This is a genomic window from Burkholderia sp. Bp9031, assembly GCF_003857965.1.
Taxonomy (GTDB): Bacteria; Pseudomonadota; Gammaproteobacteria; order Burkholderiales; family Burkholderiaceae; genus Burkholderia; species Burkholderia ambifaria_A.
On record NZ_QTPW01000023.1, the window covers coordinates 104295 to 121603 of the forward strand.

Annotated in this window: 13 protein-coding genes and 1 tRNA gene; 5 read left to right on the forward strand and 9 right to left on the reverse strand. The window is 68.2% G+C overall.

All coding sequences use genetic code 11. From position 1 onward, the window contains the following. Positions 1 to 328 precede the first annotated feature (328 nt). Complete coding sequence (locus DIE15_RS25740) at positions 329 to 793, forward strand: rhodanese-like domain-containing protein (RefSeq protein ID WP_057929169.1); 465 nt, start codon at positions 329 to 331, stop codon at positions 791 to 793. Positions 794 to 929: 136 nt separating this feature from the next. On the opposite strand, the gene DIE15_RS25745 is transcribed toward DIE15_RS25740, so the two are convergent. From DIE15_RS25745 to hrpA, 5 genes are all read right to left on the reverse strand, one after another. Further along, positions 930 to 1745, reverse strand: a complete 816-nt coding sequence (locus DIE15_RS25745) for a molybdopterin-binding protein (RefSeq protein WP_124834672.1) — start codon at positions 1743 to 1745, stop codon at positions 930 to 932. After that, positions 1742 to 2569, reverse strand: a complete 828-nt coding sequence (locus DIE15_RS25750) for an EI24 domain-containing protein (protein WP_057929167.1) — start codon at positions 2567 to 2569, stop codon at positions 1742 to 1744. Before DIE15_RS25750 ends, DIE15_RS25745 begins: the two co-directional genes overlap by 4 nt. Positions 2570 to 2680: 111 nt before the next feature. Next, positions 2681 to 3655: a sterol desaturase family protein gene (locus DIE15_RS25755; protein ID WP_057929166.1), complete on the reverse strand. Its 975-nt coding sequence runs from the start codon at positions 3653 to 3655 to the stop codon at positions 2681 to 2683. A gap of 16 nt (positions 3656 to 3671) precedes the next feature. Further along, on the reverse strand, positions 3672 to 4661 hold the full coding sequence (locus tag DIE15_RS25760; RefSeq protein WP_057929165.1) for a beta-propeller fold lactonase family protein: 990 nt from the start codon (positions 4659 to 4661) through the stop codon (positions 3672 to 3674). A 177-nt stretch (positions 4662 to 4838) separates the two neighbouring features. Further along, entirely contained in the window at positions 4839 to 9035 is a 4197-nt protein-coding gene (gene hrpA, locus DIE15_RS25765) for an ATP-dependent RNA helicase HrpA (protein ID WP_124834673.1), read from the reverse strand. Between the two features lie 23 nt (positions 9036 to 9058). On the opposite strand from hrpA, the gene argA reads away from it, so the two are divergent. Next, positions 9059 to 10438 (forward strand): amino-acid N-acetyltransferase, encoded by a 1380-nt coding sequence (argA, locus tag DIE15_RS25770; protein ID WP_057929163.1) that lies wholly within the window; start codon positions 9059 to 9061, stop codon positions 10436 to 10438. A 49-nt stretch (positions 10439 to 10487) separates the two neighbouring features. Beyond that, positions 10488 to 10763, forward strand: a complete 276-nt coding sequence (locus DIE15_RS25775) for an oxidative damage protection protein (RefSeq protein ID WP_006478357.1) — start codon at positions 10488 to 10490, stop codon at positions 10761 to 10763. Between the two features lie 156 nt (positions 10764 to 10919). On the opposite strand, the gene DIE15_RS25780 is transcribed toward DIE15_RS25775, so the two are convergent. The 3 genes from DIE15_RS25780 to DIE15_RS25790 all read right to left on the reverse strand — a co-directional run bounded on the left by DIE15_RS25780 (position 10920) and on the right by DIE15_RS25790 (position 15474). Beyond that, positions 10920 to 12335: an MFS transporter gene (locus DIE15_RS25780; RefSeq protein WP_057929188.1), complete on the reverse strand. Its 1416-nt coding sequence runs from the start codon at positions 12333 to 12335 to the stop codon at positions 10920 to 10922. Between the two features lie 149 nt (positions 12336 to 12484). Further along, positions 12485 to 13723: a CaiB/BaiF CoA-transferase family protein gene (locus tag DIE15_RS25785; protein ID WP_124834674.1), complete on the reverse strand. Its 1239-nt coding sequence runs from the start codon at positions 13721 to 13723 to the stop codon at positions 12485 to 12487. Beyond that, entirely contained in the window at positions 13720 to 15474 is a 1755-nt protein-coding gene (locus DIE15_RS25790) for an acyl-CoA dehydrogenase family protein (RefSeq protein ID WP_124834675.1), read from the reverse strand. The genes DIE15_RS25785 and DIE15_RS25790 overlap by 4 nt, the downstream gene beginning before the upstream one ends. A 173-nt stretch (positions 15475 to 15647) precedes the next feature. Here DIE15_RS25790 and DIE15_RS25795 point away from each other — a divergent pair, with 173 nt between their 5' ends. Together DIE15_RS25795 and DIE15_RS25800 are read left to right on the forward strand one after the other, a co-directional pair. After that, entirely contained in the window at positions 15648 to 16556 is a 909-nt protein-coding gene (locus tag DIE15_RS25795; RefSeq protein ID WP_124834676.1) for a LysR substrate-binding domain-containing protein, read from the forward strand. Positions 16557 to 16676: 120 nt separating this feature from the next. Continuing rightward, a tRNA-Val gene (locus DIE15_RS25800) sits at positions 16677 to 16751 on the forward strand. Positions 16752 to 16905: 154 nt separating this feature from the next. Here the strand turns inward: DIE15_RS25800 and DIE15_RS25805 are convergent. After that, a partial coding sequence (locus tag DIE15_RS25805) for an aminotransferase class III-fold pyridoxal phosphate-dependent enzyme (RefSeq protein ID WP_124834677.1) occupies positions 16906 to 17309 on the reverse strand: 404 nt, incomplete at its 5' end.

The window sequence follows — 17309 nt, forward strand, 5'->3', positions numbered from 1 at the left end:
CGCAGCGCGCCCCGGGTCGACCGAATTCTATATAGCAGCAACCGTGCCAGCCATGCACAGAAGCGACATGAATCGCGCCAGACCGCGCCACGGCAGGGCCCGTCTGCGCGATTCCGGGGCCGGGCGCTACATCGGCGGTCGCCCAAGCGCACTGCAACGGTGCAAATAACAGGGTGAGCCGGCACGGCAGAATCATTCTGGTGCATGCGCGCCATTCTGCACTTTTTTGGTGAACCTGTGCGCTGTGCACGCGCCGCAGGGTACGCGGACATTCGCGCGACGGTGCCGCGCTAGAATGTTTGTTTGACCGATACGGAGACCTCCTGCCATGAGTACGCTCGACCAGCTTTACGCGAAGGCCGAAGAACGTCGCGTCCAAGGCGCGCTCAACTACGCCGGCGCACTGCTGCCGGCCGAGGCATTCGAACTGCTGCAGCTCGACCCGTCGGCGCGCCTCGTCGACGTGCGCACCCGCGCCGAGCTCGACTGGATCGGCCGCCCGCTCGTCGGCGACGGCCAGTACCTGCACCTCGAATGGACGCGCTACCCGGGCGGCGTGCCGAACGCCGAATTCATCGACGAACTGAAGGCGGCCCTGCCGGCCGATACGCCCATCCTGTTCCTGTGCCGCAGCGCCGCGCGCTCGAAGCTCGCCGCGGTCGCGTCGTCGCAGGCCGGCTTCACGAAGGCCTTCGACCTGCTCGAAGGCTTCGAGGGCGGCAAGGACGCCGAGGGCCACCGCAAGACAGTCGACGGCTGGTGCTTCCGGAAACTGCCGTGGATCGGCGCCTGACGGCACCTGCGTTCACGCACGCCCGACTGCGACATCGTCGAGCCGGGCAATGACATCCCGATGACGGGCCGCGTTGCGCGGCCTGTGCCTTTTGTGCGGCCCGCCTGCCGGGCCATGCGATCGATGCGCGCCCCGCTCAGGCGCGCGGCGCGTCCGGTTCGACCACATCGCCGCCGAGCAGATGCACGCCTTCGCGCAGCTTCACGAACGCGGCCGCGACCGCTTCCGGCTCGCCCTTCACGCCGAGATCGATATGCCGGCGCGCGTAGATCCCGCCGCGCTCGGCATCGCCGACGCTCGGCAGGCTGAACACGCGCACGCCCGGGAAATCGCGCTCGATCTTCTCCATCAGCGGCGTGAGCGTCGACTCAGGCAGTTCGAACACGTACAGCGAGCGCTCCGCGTGCGGCGTTGCGTGATGGAGATGCTGGTACTTCGTGTCGAGAACCCATTCGATCATCGGCCACGCCATCACCGGGAAGCCCTGCACGAAATGGAGATCGCCGACCGAGAAACCGGGAATCCGGTTGTAGCCGTTCGGGATGATCGCCGCGCCCACCGGAAACACGCCCATGTTGAAACGATGCTGGTTTTCCGGCGACTCGAAGTCGACCGGTGTGGCCGGATCGGCATGCGTCTCGCGGATGCGCTCCGAAATCAGCAGCTTCGCTTCGGGATGCAGCTCGAGCGGCACGCCGAGCGCGGCGGCCGCGCACTGGCGCGTGTGGTCGTCGGGCGTCGCGCCGATTCCGCCCGTGGAGAACACGATGTCGCCGGATGCGATCGCGCGTGCGAGCGTCGCGGTGATCCGCGCCGGATCGTCGCCGACGTATTCGGCCCAGTCGAGCGCGAGGCCGCGCGCGCCGAGCAGCGCGATGACCTTCGCCAGATGCTTGTCCTGCCGGCGGCCCGAAAGGATTTCGTCGCCGATGATGATGATGCCGATGCTCATGCCTGCCCCATGTCGATTGCGGTGGCGCGCGCGCTCGCGCGCAGGTCGTCCAGCGCGCGCAGGCAATAGTGCCCGAACCATAGCGCCGAGAAGACGAGGATGAAAGCGTAAACCCAGATCATGGCCGCCGCCACGAACGGAAACAGCACCATCATCCAGACCGACGACACCCAGACGAAGGTCGGAACGGTGCCGAGCAGCCCGGTCGCGACGCCGATGCCGATCAGCGGCCAGCGATGCTGGCGCACGAGCGCGCGGCGCTCGTCGCGGCTCGCGTGCTGCGCGAGCGCGTCGTAGGTCATCACGCGGTATGTGAGCCAGCCCCAGATCACGGGCGGCAGCAGCGCAAAGAACGGCGGAATCAGCCACAGCGGGATCGTGACGACGAGCAGCACGACGCCGACGATCGCCGCGCCGAGCGAATTGAACACGCTGCCGAAAAACGTGCCGCCCCGCTTCGCCTCGAGCGCGGCGAACTGCCGGTTCGACAGGTGCTTGATCACGACCGGCATCGAGATCGTCGCGATCAGCAGCAGCACGGTCAGCACGATCAGCGGAATCGCGAGCGACACGACGACGAACGGCGCGACGACCGCATGCAGCTGCGACATCCCGACCGCGTCGAACATGCGGTACAGCGCGGCCGTCAGCACGAAGCCGTCGAGCGCGCCGCGCGCGGCATCGATCAGCGTCTGCCACGAGAACCACAGCACGACGCCCCACAGCAGCGCCGAGACGACGAACGGCATCAGGGTGAGCCACAGCATGCGCGGGTGCAGCGCGCTGGCGAACGCCCGGACGAAGGAGCGCAGCAAGTCGTTCATGCGAACCTGTATCGACGGAGAAAAACCGGGAAAGGATAAACCACACGGCCCGCATGCGCCAAAGCGCATGCGGGCCGTGCGGGAATGCCGTTCAACGGAAGCGTGATCGGGTCAGGCCGACGCCGCGCCGCGCTTCGCGGGAACGAGACGCCGGAAGATCCGCACGAACGCGAGGCCGTGCTGCGCCCAGAAGCCGTCGCCGTAGGACACGCCTTCGACCTGCTCGCGGATGCCGGTCGGCTCGACCGTGCGGTTCCACGATGCGGTGCCGAACATCATGTCCCACCACGGGAACAGCACGCCGAAGTTGCAGCCATACTTGGTACCCTCGTGACCGTAGCCGACCGCATGGTGGCGCCGGTGGAAGGTCGGGCTCACGAGCAGGCGCTCGCCGAGCCAGCCGAACGACAGCCGCGCATTCGTATGCTGGATGCTCTGCAGGAAGTTGGTGACCGCGGTCAGCACGACGAATTGCGACGGCGTCACGCCGATCACGAGCGCGATCGCCGCGAAGAAACACGACTGGATCACGTCGTCGAGCAGGTGGTTGCGATCGTCGCACCACAGCGACATCTGCCGCTGGCTGTGATGCACCGCGTGCAGCTCCCACCAAATGCCGAACTTGTGCTGCCAGCGGTGATACCAGTATCCGGCGAAGTCGAGCACGACGAGGTAGATCGTGAACGCGACGATCGGTTGCGAGGTCACGCCCGGCCACAGATAGTCGAGGTTGAAGTTCGCGACGCCGTGCAGGCGCAGCCACGACTGGAAATTGTCGAACACCGGCTGCAACGCGAAGAAGAAGAACAGCGTGTAGATGCCGAGCTTCGAGATCGCCGTATAGATCACGTCGACCCGCACCGCGCGGCGGTTCGTCCAGCGCTCGACGGGCGCGAGCGCCTCGAGCGGGCGCAGCAGCGCGAACATCAGCACCATCTGCAACGCCCCAACGATCACCCAGTACAGTGCGTCGTAGGTGTCCTCGTCATAGTCCATCAGGTTGAACTTGAAGAGGAGCGGCTGCACGACGTCAACGTACAGCCAGGTCTGGATGTCCGACACGAACGCGTCGATCAGGTGCAGCATCGTTCGCCTCCGCCCGTCACGCGCCGTTGGCAGCCTTCCACGGCGCGCGGTCGTAGAAGTAGATCCCGTGCGGCGAACGGCCGACGGAGATCGTCTGCACCAGCTTGCGCGATGCCAGATCGATGATACCGACCTTCTTCGCGAAGCGGAACGTCACCCACAGCGTCTTCTTGTCGGCGGACAGCTCCATGTCATCCGGCCCCGGCAGCAGGCCGGTGATGTCGCCGACGTTGGTGAGCGTGTTCTCGTCGATGATGCTGATCGTGTTCGCAACCCGGTTGGTGACCGCGACGTGCGTGCCGTCGGCGAGCGAGCGGAAGTTGTGCGCGCCCTTGCCCGTATAGATCTGCTTGACGATCTTCTGGTTGCGCCAGTCGACCACCGCGACGTAATCCGCGCCGGTCATCCCGACCAGCAGGAACTTGTCGTCCGGCGTAAGCCACAGGCCGGCCGGCACCTTGCCGACCTTCATTTTCCACTTGACCGTCTGCGTCGCGAGGTCGACCGCCGCGATCTCGCCGGACACCTGCAGCGACACGAGCACGGTCTTGCTGTCCTTCGTGAACGCGAGGTGGCTCGGCATCACCGCGAGCGGCAAGCGCTTCACGAGATGCAGGTCGCGGCCGTCGTAGCCGTAGATGTCGAGCCGGTCGAGGCGCAGCCCGGTCGACACGAACCACTTTTTATCGGGCGAGAAGCCGAGCTGGTACGGATCCTCGATGCCTTCGACCGTGCGCTGCAGCTTGCCGGTCTTCGGATCGACGAACATCAGGCTGTTCGAAACCGAATTCGCGACGATCAGCGACGAATTGTCCGGCGTCGCCATCAGGTGGTGCGGCTCCTTGCCGGTCGGCATCGTGCCGACGACCTGGCGGGTCTGCTGGTCGATCAGGGAAAGCGTCGCTTCGGCCGAATTGAGGATGATCACGTTATTCGCGTGTGCGGCGGGCGCCAGCACGGCGGCGGCCAGCGCGAGCGTGCGGCCGAAGGAAAGGAAAGTGCGCATGAAGACTCACGTCGTGGAACAACAGTCATTGTAAAACGCTCGGCCGGCCCTGCCGGTTGACGGAAGTCGGTATTGCGCCACTTCGACGCATGCCGCGGCGGCCGCGCGGCCCGCTGCAGGCGCCGCACGGCCGGCCGGAGCCGGCCGCCGGTGCGGGCCCGGGCAACCGCCGTTGCGCTAGCGCTGCATCGACTCCCACACCTTGTGCAGACGCTTGACAGAGACAGGCATCGGCGTGCGCAGTTCCTGCGCGAACAACGAAATTCGCAGTTCCTCCAGCAGCCAGCGGAATTCCGCGAGCCGCGAGTCGGCAACGCCACCGCGCTGCGACACGGCGCGCTGGTACTGCTGAACGAGCGGCAGCAGCTCGCCGGACTGCTTCGCGTCGCGCGCCGGGTCGGCCTTCAGCTTGTCGATCCGCAGCGCGATCCCTTTCAGGTAGCGCGGGAAGTGCGCAAGCTGCGCGTAAGGCGTGTCGATCACGAAGCGCTTGCCGACCAGCGCGGCGAGTTGCTGCTGCAGATCCGCGTGGGCCTGCGCGAACGGCTTCGCCTGCGCGAGCTTCTTCGCAAGCCCCGCGTATTCGGCGAGGATCTGCCCGACGAGCCGCGCGATCTCCTGCGCGAGCAGGTTCAGCCGGCTTCGGCCCTCGTCGCGGCGCGCGTGGAAGCTCGCGTCGTCGTCGGGCAGCGGATCCTGCAGGCACGCGCGATCGAGCGCCGTGTCGATCAGCTGGTCGCGCAGTTCGTCCTGCGTGCCGAGCGACATGTACTGCATCGCCATCTCGCGCAGACCCGGCAGGTTCTTCTCGAGGAACTTGATCGGCTCCTTCAACTGCAGCGCGAACAGCCGCCGCAAGCCGGCCCGGTGGATCCGCGCGGCCTCCTCCGGCGAGTCGAACACCTCGACGTCGCAATGCGTGGCGCGATCGACGAGCGCCGGATAGCCGTACAGCGTCTGGCCGCGCCGGCGGATCTCCAGCAGCTCCGGAAGCTTGCCGAAGTTCCACGTCGTCAGATTCTCATACAGCGCGGTCGCGCCGGCTTCCGCCGGAGCGGCCGTGTGCGGCGCCGCGCCCTTGCCGGCCTTGCCGCCCTTTCCGTCCTTTGCCGCCGAACCCGGCGCGGCAGCAAGCACCGGCGTGTCGCCCGCGTCGCGCCCGGCAGCCTCGCCGCCGGGCGCGATCGTCGATGCCGCCGCGATCTTCTGGAACTGTTGCTGCGCCTGCGCGCCGAGCTCCTGGCGCAGCTGCGCGAGATTGCGCCCCATCGCGAGCTGGCGGCCGTGCTCGTCGATCACCTTGAAGTTCATGAACAGGTGTGCGGGCAGTGTCTCGAGCTTGAAGTCGGCTGTCTTCATCGCAACCTGCGTCTCGCCGCGCACGTCGGCGATCAGCGCCTCGACGAGGCCGCCCGCGCCGAAGCGCTCGCGGCCCGCGCGCTCGACGAAGCCGGCCGCGTATTCGGGCAGCGGCACGCAGTGCCGGCGCAGTTTCTGCGGCAGCGACTTCAGGAGCAGCTGCACCTTTTCCTTCAGCATCCCCGGCACGAGCCATTCGCAGCGGCGCGCGTCGACCTGGTTCAATGCGTAGAGCGGCACCGCGAGCGTCACGCCGTCGCGCGGCGTGCCGGGCTCGAAGTGGTACGTGAGCGCCATCTCGACGCCGGCCATCGTCGCGCGCTTCGGGAACAGCTCGGTCGTCACGCCGGCCGCCTCGTGGCGCATCAGGTCGTCGCGCGACAGGTACAGCAGCCGCTGCCGGTCCTCCGCCTGGCCGCCCTTCTTCGCCTCGTCGCGATACCAGCGCTCGAACGCGGCACCCGTGTGGATGCCCTCGGGGATCGCCTGGTCGTAGTACGCGTAGATCAGCTCGTCGTCGACCAGCACGTCCTGCCGGCGCGACTTGTGCTCGAGCTGCTCGATGTCGGCGAGCAGCTTGCGGTTGTGCGCGAAGAACGGGAGCTTCGTGTCGAACTCGCCTTCGACCAGCGCGCCGCGAATGAACAGCTCGCGCGCGCGCGCCGGATCCTGCCTGCCGAACGCGACGCGCCGGCGCTGATAGATCGGCAGCCCGTACAGCGTCGCGCGCTCGAACGCGCTGACCTGCGCGGGACGCTTCTCCCAATGCGGCTCCGACAGCGATTTCTTCAGCAGGTGCGCGCCGACCTTCTCGACCCACTCCGGCTCGATCTTCGCGAGGCAGCGCGCGTACAGCCGGCTCGTCTCGACGAGCTCGGCCGCCATCACCCAGCGGCCGGCCTTCTTCGCGAGCACGGAGCCCGGCCACAGGTAGAACTTGATCCCGCGCGCGCCGAGGTAGTGCGGATCGTCGTCGGCCTTCATGCCGAGGTTGCCGAGCAGGCCCGTCAACAGGGCCAGATGCACCTGCTCGTAGGTCGCCTCGACTTCGTTGAGCCGCCAGCCGTGCTCGCGCACGACCGTCAGCAGCTGCGAATGGACGTCGCGCCATTCGCGCAACCGCAGGTGCGACAGGAAGTTCTGCCGGCACGCGTCGACCAGCTGGCGGTTCGATTTCTTGTGCGCGACGGCCTCTTCGAACCACGCCCAGATCTTCAGCCACTGCAGGAATTCGGAGCGCTCGTCGGCGAACCGGCGGTGCGCTTGGTCGGCCTGCTCCTGGGCTTCGATCGGGCGATCGCGCGGGTCCTGCACGGACAGCGCGCTCGCGATGATCAGCACCTCGCGCAGCGACTGCTGGTCGCGCGCGGCGAGAATCATCCGGCCGACGCGCGGATCGAGCGGCAGCCGCGCGAGCTCGCGGCCGAGCGGCGTCAGCGCGTTGTCGTCGTCGACCGCGCCGAGTTCGTTGAGCAGCTGGTAGCCGTCCGCGATCGCGCGGCCAGGCGGCGGCTCGAGGAACGGGAACGATTCGATCGCGGTCAGGTGCAGCGACTTCATCCGCAAGATGACCGACGCGAGCGACGAGCGCAGGATTTCCGGATCGGTGAAGCGCGCGCGCGCCTGGTAATCGCTTTCCTCGTACAAGCGGATGCAGACGCCGTCGGCCACCCGGCCGCAGCGGCCCGCGCGCTGGTTCGCGGCGGCCTGCGAGATCGACTCGACCTGCAGCTGCTCGACCTTGTTCCGGTACGAATAGCGCTTCACGCGTGCGAGCCCGGTGTCGACGACGTAGCGGATGCCCGGTACCGTCAGCGACGTTTCGGCCACGTTGGTGGCGAGCACGATGCGGCGCGCGTTCGACGCCTTGAACACCTTGTCCTGGTCGGCCGCCGACAGCCGCGCGAACAACGGCAGGATCTCGGTATGCGGCGGATGATGCTTGCGCAGCGCCTCGGCCGCCTCGCGGATCTCGCGCTCGCCGGGCAGGAACACCAGCACGTCGCCGGCGCCTTCGCGGCACAGCTCGTCGACCGCGTCGACGATCGCGTCCATCAGGTCGCGCTCGGCTTCGCGCGCGGTCTTCACGCGGTCGCGGCCGCCCGTGCCTTCGGCGTTCTTCACGGCCGGGCGATCCTCGGCCACCGGGCGGTAGCGCATCTCGACCGGATACAGCCGCCCGCTCACCTCGATCACGGGCGCGGGGCGCTCGTCGGTACCGAAATGGCGCGCGAAGCGATCGGCGTCGATCGTCGCGGACGTGACGATCAGCTTCAGGTCCGGCCGCCTCGGCAGGATTTCCTTCAGGTAGCCGAGCAGGAAGTCGATGTTCAGGCTGCGCTCGTGCGCCTCGTCGATGATCAGCGTGTCGTACGCCTTCAGCAGCGGGTCGGTCTGCGTCTCCGCGAGCAGGATCCCGTCCGTCATCAGCTTGACAGACGCGCCCGGCGCGAGATTGTCGGTAAAGCGCACCTTGTAGCCGACCACTTCGCCGAACGGCGTGCCGAGTTCCTCGGCGATCCGGCGGCCGGTGGACGACGCAGCGAGGCGGCGCGGCTGCGTATGGCCGATCAGGCCCGTGCCGCCGGCACCGAGGCCGCGGCCGAGCTCGAGACAGATCTTCGGCAATTGGGTGGTCTTGCCCGAACCCGTTTCGCCGCAGACGATGACAACCTGATGACCGGCGATCGCGCGCGCGATTTCATCGCGCTTGCCCGATACGGGCAGGCTTTCGGGGTAGGTAATCGGCGGAACGGGATTCGGTGCGACGGCCGCGCGCGGTGCACGCTCGCGGCGCGGGGTGCGTGCCTCCGCGGCGCGCGGTGCGTCCGCGGCCGCGGACGGCTGGCTCGCATCGCGGCGCCGCTCGTCGCCGCGCGGCGGCTTGCCCGCCTGCTGTTGCTGCTGGCGCGGCGGCCGGCCCTGCTGCTGACGCGCATCGGCCGCACCATCCGGGTGCTGGGCCGACGGCGCTTTGGCCCGCGTCGGCGCGGGACTTTTAGGTACATTCGACATGGGGGCGCATTATAATCCCGCCCATGAATTCCCAAACCGACCTCCCTCCCGCCCAGACCGGCGCCGCGACACCGCCGGCCGCCGACGATTCGGCCGCCAGCCACGCGCAGTTCGTCGACTGGATGCGCTCCGTCGCGCCCTATATCCACAAGTTCCGCAACAGCACGTTCGTCGTGGGGTTCGGCGGCGAGGTGGTGCAGCAGGGGCTCCTGAACGCGCTCGTGTCCGACATCGCGCTGCTGCAGGCGATGGGCATCCAGATCGTGCTGGTGCACGGCTCGCGGCCGCAGGTCGAGGAGCAGCTGAGCCTGCATGGTGTCGAATCCGAGTTTTCGCACGGGCTGCGCATCACCGATGCGCGCGCGCTCGAATCCGCAAAGGAAGCGGCCGGCGAAGTGCGTCTCGACATCGAGGCCGCGATCAGCCAGGGCCTGCCGAACTCGCCGATGGCGCACGCGCACATCAGCGTCGTGTCCGGCAACTTCGTGACCGCACGGCCGGTGGGGATTCTCGACGGGGTCGATTTCGCGCACACGGGCATCGTGCGCAAGATCGACGCCGAATCGATCCGTCATTCGCTCGCGAGCCGCAAGCTCGTGCTGCTGTCGCCGCTCGGCTTCTCGCCGACCGGCGAGGCGTTCAACCTGTCGATGGAAGACGTCGCGTCGGCCGCCGCGATCGCGCTGCGCGCCGACAAGATCATCTTCCTGACCGAAGCGCCCGGCATCGTCGACGACGAAGGCGGGCTGGTCCGCGAAATGTCGCTCGACGCGGCCGCCGAACTGCTCGATTCCGGCAACATCCAGGGCGACGACGCGTTCTTCCTGAAGCACTCGATCCGCGCATGCCGCGGCGGCGTGACCCGGGCTCACCTGATTCCGCAATCGCTCGACGGCAGCATGCTGCTCGAACTGTTCCTGCACGACGGCGTTGGCACGATGATCTCGTACGAGAATCTCGAGAGCCTGCGCGAAGCGACGCCGGACGACGTCGGTGGCATCCTGTCGCTGATCGAGCCGCTCGAGTCGGACGGCACGCTGGTGCGACGCGGCCGCCACCAGATCGAACGCGACATCGACCACTTCTCGGTGATCGAGCACGATGGCGTGCTGTTCGGTTGCGCGGCGCTGTATCCGTACCAGCAGGAAAAGATCGGCGAGATGGCGTGCCTCACGGTCGCGCCGGAAGCGCAGGGCTCGGGCGACGGCGAGCGCCTGCTCAAGCGCATCGAGCAGCGCGCCCGCGCGCGCGGCCTCACGCACATCTTCGTGCTCACGACGCGCACCGAGCACTGGTTCCTCAAGCGCGGCTTCGTCAAGGTCAGCGTCGACGACCTGCCGGAAGACCGCCGCAAACTCTATAACTGGCAGCGCAAGTCGCTCGTGCTGATGAAGCAGCTCTGAGCGCAGGCACGACTGCCCTCCCCCAGACCGATTACAGGAGAAGTACACGATGGCTCGAATGATCCAATGCGCGAAGCTCGGCAAGGAAGCCGAAGGTCTCGATTTCCCGCCGCTGCCGGGCGAACTCGGCAAGCGCATTTACGAAAGCGTGTCGAAGGAAGCGTGGCAAGGCTGGCTCAAGCAGCAGACGATGCTGATCAACGAGAACCGCCTGAACATGGCCGACCCGCGCGCACGCCAGTACCTGATGAAGCAGACCGAGAAGTACTTCTTCGGCGACGGCGCGGACCAGGCGTCCGGCTACGTGCCGCCGACGGAAGGCTGAGCGCCGCGCATCACGCAGGCCGGCCGTGCCGGCCTCGCTCGACGCAACGCAAACGGCACCGTGCATCGCACGGTGCCGTTTGCTTTTGGGGGGCCCGGAATCGAGCCGATACGTTCCGGCCCGCGCATTCGATGCCACCGGGTCGGCTCGCCCGGCTCACCCCGCCGGTTTCAACGTGCCGCGCTCGTCCGGCTGCGCGGGATTGCCGGCCGGAACGTCGGCGCTCGCGCTTTCGGTGCCCCATTCGGCCGCATCGCTGCGCTCGGCGGTCGACAGCTCGTCCGCGCGGTAGCCGGTGCGATTCAGCAGCGCGAGCATGCACGCGAGCGACACGAGCGCATACAGCCCCGACGCGATCGCGACGCCGACGATGCTGCCGGTCGCATTCAGGATCGCCTGCGCGAGCACCGGCGTGCCGCCGCCGACGACGAGCGCGCTCAGCTGATACGCGAGCGACAGGCCCGTGTAGCGGATGTTGGCCGGAAACACGCGCGCGAGCACGCCGCCGACCGCGCCGTAGAACATCGCTGACGGAATCGTCGAGATGCACATCCCCGCGACGGCGACCCAGTACGACCGGGTCGCGAGCGCATGGAACATCACCGGCATCAGCACGATCTCGGGAATCAGGATCCAGCACATCGCGCGCCGCATGTCGACCTTCGACATGAACCATGCGCCGACCGGCTGCATCAGGAACTGCACGACGAGCGAGATCGACAGGATGCCGAGGAACGTGCCCTGCGCATAGCCGAGCTCCTTCGTCGCCCACGACAGCGCGAACGTGCTGCGGAAATACGTGACGTTGATCACCGGCAGCGTGCCGGCCGCGAGCAGCACGACGGGCCAGTGGTCGCGCACGACGTCGCGCAGCGGCAGCTTCACCGTACGCTTGCGCGCGAGCACGCGCTGCATGTCGATCGACTCCTCGAGCCGCAGCCGGATCACCATCCCGATGATCACGAGCACCGCCGACAGCAGGAACGGAATGCGCCAGCCCCACATCAGGAACGACGGCGTCGGCAGCGCGCTCAGCGCGAAGAAGGCAGCGGTCGCGAGCAGGTTGCCGGTGGGCGAACCCTGCTGCGCGAACGCCGCGTACAGGATGCTGCGATGCTTCGGCGCGTTCTCGCTCGCGATCAGCACCGCGCCGCCCCACTCGCCGCCGACCGCGATGCCCTGCAGCACGCGCAGCACGACGAGGCCCGCAGGCGCCCACACGCCGATCGACGCATAGCCGGGCAACAGACCGATGCCGGTCGTGGCGAGCCCCATCATCACCAGCGTGATCACGAGCGCGGTCTTGCGGCCGACGCGATCGCCGAGATGCCCGAACACGATCCCGCCGAGCGGCCTCGCGGCGAAACCGGCCCAGAACGTGACGAACGCGAGCAGCGTCGCGACGCCGGGGTCCATCGTGCTCGAAAAGAACACCTTGCCGAACACGAGCGCGGCGGCGGTGCCGTAGATGTAGAAGTCGTACCACTCGATCGTGGTGCCGACGAACGCCGCGAAGGCGGCTCGGCCAGGCCGCGGCTGTTGCACGGCGGACGGGGATTGCGGACGGCTCATCGATGTCTCCATGTTTGTGATCGGCGGCGCGACTGGCGCGCGCCTTGCCGGATGGCCGGCCTTGCGCCGCCGGCTGGCGATGTTGCTTTGCACTGCTTTACGTTGCGTTGCGTCGGCCGGGAATGCTCACCTGCGCACGCGTCGGTCGGTCACGTCTGGTCGGGTGCGACCTTCAGCACGCCGGCGTCGAGCAGTTGCTGCTGGAGCGCGGGATCGATGCCGAGACGATCGAGCACCGCGCGCGTGTCGCGACCGAGCGCCGGCGGCGGCAAGCGATAGGTCGCCGGCGTGCGCGACAGCTTCACCGGCGACGCGGTGCCGCGATACGCGCCGAGCTCCACGAACAGTTCGCGATGCAGCGCATGCGGATCGCGCGCGACGTCGGCGACCGTACGCACCGGCCCGCACGGCACGCCCGCCGCCATCAGGTCGCGCGCGAGCGGCTCGCACGGATGTGCGGCGAGCCGTGCCTCGAGTTCGGCCTTCAGTTCGGGCCGGTGCGCGCAGCGGCTGCGGTTGTCGGTGAAGCGCGGATCGCCGGCAAGCGCCGGCGCGCCGAGATGCGCGACGAGGCGTGCGAACTGCCGGTCGTTGCCGACCGCGAGGAAGATCGGCACGGTCGCCGTGCGGTAGCTGTCGTACGGCGCGATGTTCGGATGCGCGTTGCCGCTGCGTTCGGGCACGCGCCCCGAGCCGAAGAAGTTCGGCAGGTGCGGATGCAGCAGCGACACGCCGCAGTCGTATAGCGCGATGTCGATCGACTGGCCCCGCCCGCTCTTCTCGCGCTCCGCGAGCGCGAGCAGGATGCCGGCCAGTGCGTTGAGCCCCGTGACCATGTCGACGATCGGCAACCCGATGCGCATCGCGTCGCCGTCGCGCTCGCCGTTGACGCTCATCAGCCCGGCCATCGCCTGGATCACCGCGTCGTAGCCGGGCAGCCCGCCGAGCGGGCCGTCCTCGCCGAAGCCCGTCACCGCGCAGTGGATCAGGCGCGGGCAGCGCGGCTGCAGATCGCGCGCATAGTCCATCCCCCAGCGCGCGAGCGTGCCGGGCTTGAAGTTCTCGACGAGCACGTCGGCGTCGTCGAGCAGGCGCCACAGGATCGCGCGCCCTTCGTCGCGGGACAGGTCGAGCGCGAGCCCTTCCTTGTTGCGGTTCACGCCCATGAAATACCACGCGGTGTCGCCGAGGAACGGCGGCCCCCAGGCGCGCGTCTCGTCGCCGTTCGGCGGCTCGATCTTGATCACCGTCGCACCGTGATCGGCGAGCGCCTGCGTGCAGTATGGGCCGCCGAGCACGCGGCTCAGGTCGACGACCTTCAGGCCGTCCAGTGCGCCACGGGCCGCTTTCGGCTCGTTCGTCTCGTTCGTCTCTTTTGTCGCGTTCATCGTTCGACCTCCGGCAGCAGGTCGAGCGCCATGTCGAGCGGCACCGGCGTGCCGCGCAGCAGCGCGTCGAACGCCGGCGCTTCGTCGTCGCGCGACGCCGGCGCGAGCGGGTCGACCGGCAGCAGCTTGTGACGCACGATCAGGTGCGCAAGTGCGAGGCGCCGGTAATCGGGCGCAAGCCGCACGCCCTCGCACGCCATCAGCACGGCCGCGCTCGCGTAGTACAGCGCCGACGCGGCCTGCCGCACGCGCGCGTCGTCGCCTTCCGCCGCGACGCGTGCGAGCGCATCGCATGCGCGCGCGAGAATGCGCCGCAGCGCCGCGCGGCTCGCGTCGGGCAGCGGCGCCGCACCGAGCTGGTCACCGAGGAACGTGCGCAGCGCGTCGAGCGCCTGCTCGCGCTGCACGGCGCGCGCGACGTCGAGCGCGACGATGTTGCTGGTGCCTTCCCAGATCGAGCCGAGATGCGCGTCGCGCACGAGACGCGCATCGCTCCATTCCTCGATGTAGCCGGTGCCGCCGCGCACCTCCATTGCGTCGCCCGTCACGCGGCGCGCATCGCGGCACGCGCGGAACTTGATCAGCGGCGTCAGGATGCGCACGCACCGCGCGGCCTGCTCGTCGCCCGCATCCGCCTGCGGCAGCAGCAGCGCGATCTGCATGAACATCGCGCGCGCGGCCTCGGCGGGCAGCAGCATCTTCATCAGCTGGCGCTGCATCAGCGGCATCTCGATCAGCGTGCGGCCGAACGCGGTGCGGTGCGCGGCCACGTGCAGCGACTCGTTCAGCGCGCGCCGCATCAACCCCGCCGCGCGCACGCCGTTCGACAGCCGCGACATGTTGATCATGTCGGCCATCTGGTGAAAGCCGCGCCCGATCTCGCCGATCAGCCAGGCCTGCGCGCCTTCGAGCGCGATCTCGCCGCTCGCCATCGAACGGCTGCCGAGCTTGTCCTTCAGCCGCACGATCCGGTAGCGGTTGCGCGTGCCGTCCGGTAGCGTCTTCGGCAGCAGGAACAGCGCGAGCCCCTTGATGCCGTCCGGTGCGCCGTCGGGTCGCGCGAGCACCATCGCCAGGTCGGCGTCCGCGTTCGAGCAGAACCACTTGTCGCCGTACAGGCGCCACACCGCCCCACCCCGCGCATCCGTTTCGTGCGCCGCGCGCGTCGCGATGCGGCCGACGTCGGAGCCGGCCGCCTGCTCGGTCATGAACATCGCGCCCTGGAACAGCGTGTCGAAATCGCGCGACGCGAGCATCGGCAGGTAGCGCGCGACGAGCGCCGGGTCGCCGAAACGGCGCAGCGTGCGCGTGAGCGAATCGGTCATGCTGACCGGGCAGCACAGCCCGAATTCCGCCTGCACGAACAGGAACGTCAGCGCGTACTTGACGAGCGGCGGTACCGATTCGGACCCGTGGCTCAGCGACGCGAGCCCGAGCTCGGCATACGCGACGCGTTCGAGCGCGACATACGCAGGGTCCTTGTCGATCCGCTGCACGGCCTCGCCGCGCCGGTTGCGGTGCTCGAGCACGGGCGGATGCTTGTCCGCGCGCGACGCCCATTCGTCGAGCTCGCCCGACACGCGCGCGCCGAGCGCAAGCAGTTGCGGTTCGAGTCGTGCGTAACGGGTGGCGCCTAAGTGCAGCTTCAGCAAGGCACCGAGATCGGGATCAGCCGTGAAGAAGTTGATGCCCCGGCTATCGGGGATGTTGCCGGATGCGCCGGCGTCCGGCGTGCGAGCGGTGTTGTTCATGCATGCGTCTCCATGGTGGCCCGGCTGCCGGCCGGTGCCCGCGCCTTAGCGGCGCGGGCGGCTGGTGCCAGGCGTTCAGCAGAGCGTAGGCGCGCGATCGATAAGCGTCCAATACAGGATTTATCCGGTACGATAGACGGCGCTTATCGATGCCGATGCGACGAGGGGACAGGATGGAACTGAGGCAGTTGCGCTACTTCGTGGCGGTCGCCGAGGAACTGCATTTCGGGCGCGCGGCGAAGCGCCTGTTCATCTCGCAGCCGGCGCTGAGCTTCGACATCCGCAAGTTCGAGGACGCGCTCGGCGTGCAGCTCTTTTCGCGCACCAACAAGACGGTCGCGTTGACCAACGCGGGCGCGGTGCTGCTCGGCGAAGCGCGCCGGCTGCTGCTGCAGGCGGCAGAGGCCGAGCGTCTGACAGTGCGCTCCGCGTCCGGCCTCGCGGGCCGGCTGCGGATCGGCTTCGTCCATTCGATGCTGTATCGCGGGCTGCCCGATGCGGTGCGGCGCTTCGAGGCCGACTACCCGGGCGTGGAGATCGTGCTGAGCGAAATGAACACGCAGGCGCAGGTGCAGGCGATCCAGCGCGGCCAGATCGATCTCGGCTATGCGCACTGGAGCCACTGCCCGCCCGAGGTCGAGTCGACGCCCGTCTACGCGGAACCGTTCGTGTGCTGCCTGCCGGCCGCGCATCCGCTCGCACGGCGCCGTCAGGCCCCGCTCGCCCTCGCCGCGCTGGCCGCGGAGCCGTTCATCCTGTTTCCGCGCGACGCGGCGCCGCACTATCACGACCTGATCATCGCGCAGTGCGTGAATGCGGGATTCAGTCCGCTGATCCGTCACGAGGCGCGGTTGTGGCAGACGATCCTGTCGATGATCGAGTTCGGGATGGGCATCGCGCTCGTGCCGCGTGTGCTGCAGCAAGTGAAGAGCGACCGGCTCGCGTTCCGGCCGCTGAAGGATGCGTCGCTCGAATCGCGTACGCTCGAGCTCAAGCGCAGCGGCACCGCCGAACCGGTCGCGCTGCGCTTCGCCGACTACGTGCGCGCATCGATCGACGCGCTGCCCGTGCTCGCGGGCTGAACCGGTGCGGCGTTACGAGCCGTCGACGGCCGGCTGACGGGCTTTTTGCGCGGCCCTGAAAAATATTTGAAGAAAGTGCTTTACGAACCCGAAAAGCTCTGACATAATTTTAGCTTCTTTGGGCGGTTAGCTCAGCGGTAGAGCACTGCCTTCACACGGCAGGGGTCACTGGTTCGATCCCAGTACCGCCCACCAAAGAATTCAAGGGCCTGCGTCTCACGACGCAGGCCCTTTTCGTTTTGCGGTCGCTTTTCCGCGGCCCGCCTCCCCTGCCCGGTTCTTTGCGCTGTCGAACAAGTTCGACGGGCGATAACGCTTCGACCACATGCAGTCGAGACGACGCGACAACTTACCCTCCACGCCTCACCCGCTCCGCAGTCGCATCGAACGCGCGCTTCGCCTTGTCGACGATCTCGTCGACCTCCGCCGCACGGATCACGAGCGGCGGTGACAGCAGCATCCGGTCGCCGGTCGCGCGCATGATCAGGTTGCCGTTGAAGCAGAAGTCGCGGCAGATCGTGCCGATATCGACGCTGGCGTCGAACCGCTCGCGCCGGTCGCGATCGCGCGCAAGCTGCACGCCCGCGACGAGCCCCGTCCCCGCGATCTCGCCGACGATCGGATGATCGCCGAGCGCTTCCCGCAGCCGGCGCTGAAAGTACGGCCCGATATCGCGCTTCACGCGCTCGACGATCCCTTCGTCGCGCAGCAGCTTCAGGTTCGCGACCGCGACGGCCGCGGCGACCGGGTGGC

Excerpts from the sequence above, each read along its gene's own strand:
- DIE15_RS25740 (WP_057929169.1), top strand. The coding sequence starts at position 329 with ATGAGTACGCTCGACCAGCTTTACGCGAAGGCCGAAGAACGTCGCGTC.
- DIE15_RS25745 (WP_124834672.1), bottom strand. The coding sequence starts at position 1,745 with ATGAGCATCGGCATCATCATCATCGGCGACGAAATCCTTTCGGGCCGC.
- DIE15_RS25750 (WP_057929167.1), bottom strand. The coding sequence starts at position 2,569 with ATGAACGACTTGCTGCGCTCCTTCGTCCGGGCGTTCGCCAGCGCGCTG.
- DIE15_RS25755 (WP_057929166.1), bottom strand. The coding sequence starts at position 3,655 with ATGCTGCACCTGATCGACGCGTTCGTGTCGGACATCCAGACCTGGCTG.
- DIE15_RS25760 (WP_057929165.1), bottom strand. The coding sequence starts at position 4,661 with ATGCGCACTTTCCTTTCCTTCGGCCGCACGCTCGCGCTGGCCGCCGCC.
- hrpA (WP_124834673.1), bottom strand. The coding sequence starts at position 9,035 with ATGTCGAATGTACCTAAAAGTCCCGCGCCGACGCGGGCCAAAGCGCCG.
- argA (WP_057929163.1), top strand. The coding sequence starts at position 9,059 with ATGAATTCCCAAACCGACCTCCCTCCCGCCCAGACCGGCGCCGCGACA.
- DIE15_RS25775 (WP_006478357.1), top strand. The coding sequence starts at position 10,488 with ATGGCTCGAATGATCCAATGCGCGAAGCTCGGCAAGGAAGCCGAAGGT.
- DIE15_RS25780 (WP_057929188.1), bottom strand. The coding sequence starts at position 12,335 with ATGAGCCGTCCGCAATCCCCGTCCGCCGTGCAACAGCCGCGGCCTGGC.
- DIE15_RS25785 (WP_124834674.1), bottom strand. The coding sequence starts at position 13,723 with ATGAACGCGACAAAAGAGACGAACGAGACGAACGAGCCGAAAGCGGCC.
- DIE15_RS25790 (WP_124834675.1), bottom strand. The coding sequence starts at position 15,474 with ATGAACAACACCGCTCGCACGCCGGACGCCGGCGCATCCGGCAACATC.
- DIE15_RS25795 (WP_124834676.1), top strand. The coding sequence starts at position 15,648 with ATGGAACTGAGGCAGTTGCGCTACTTCGTGGCGGTCGCCGAGGAACTG.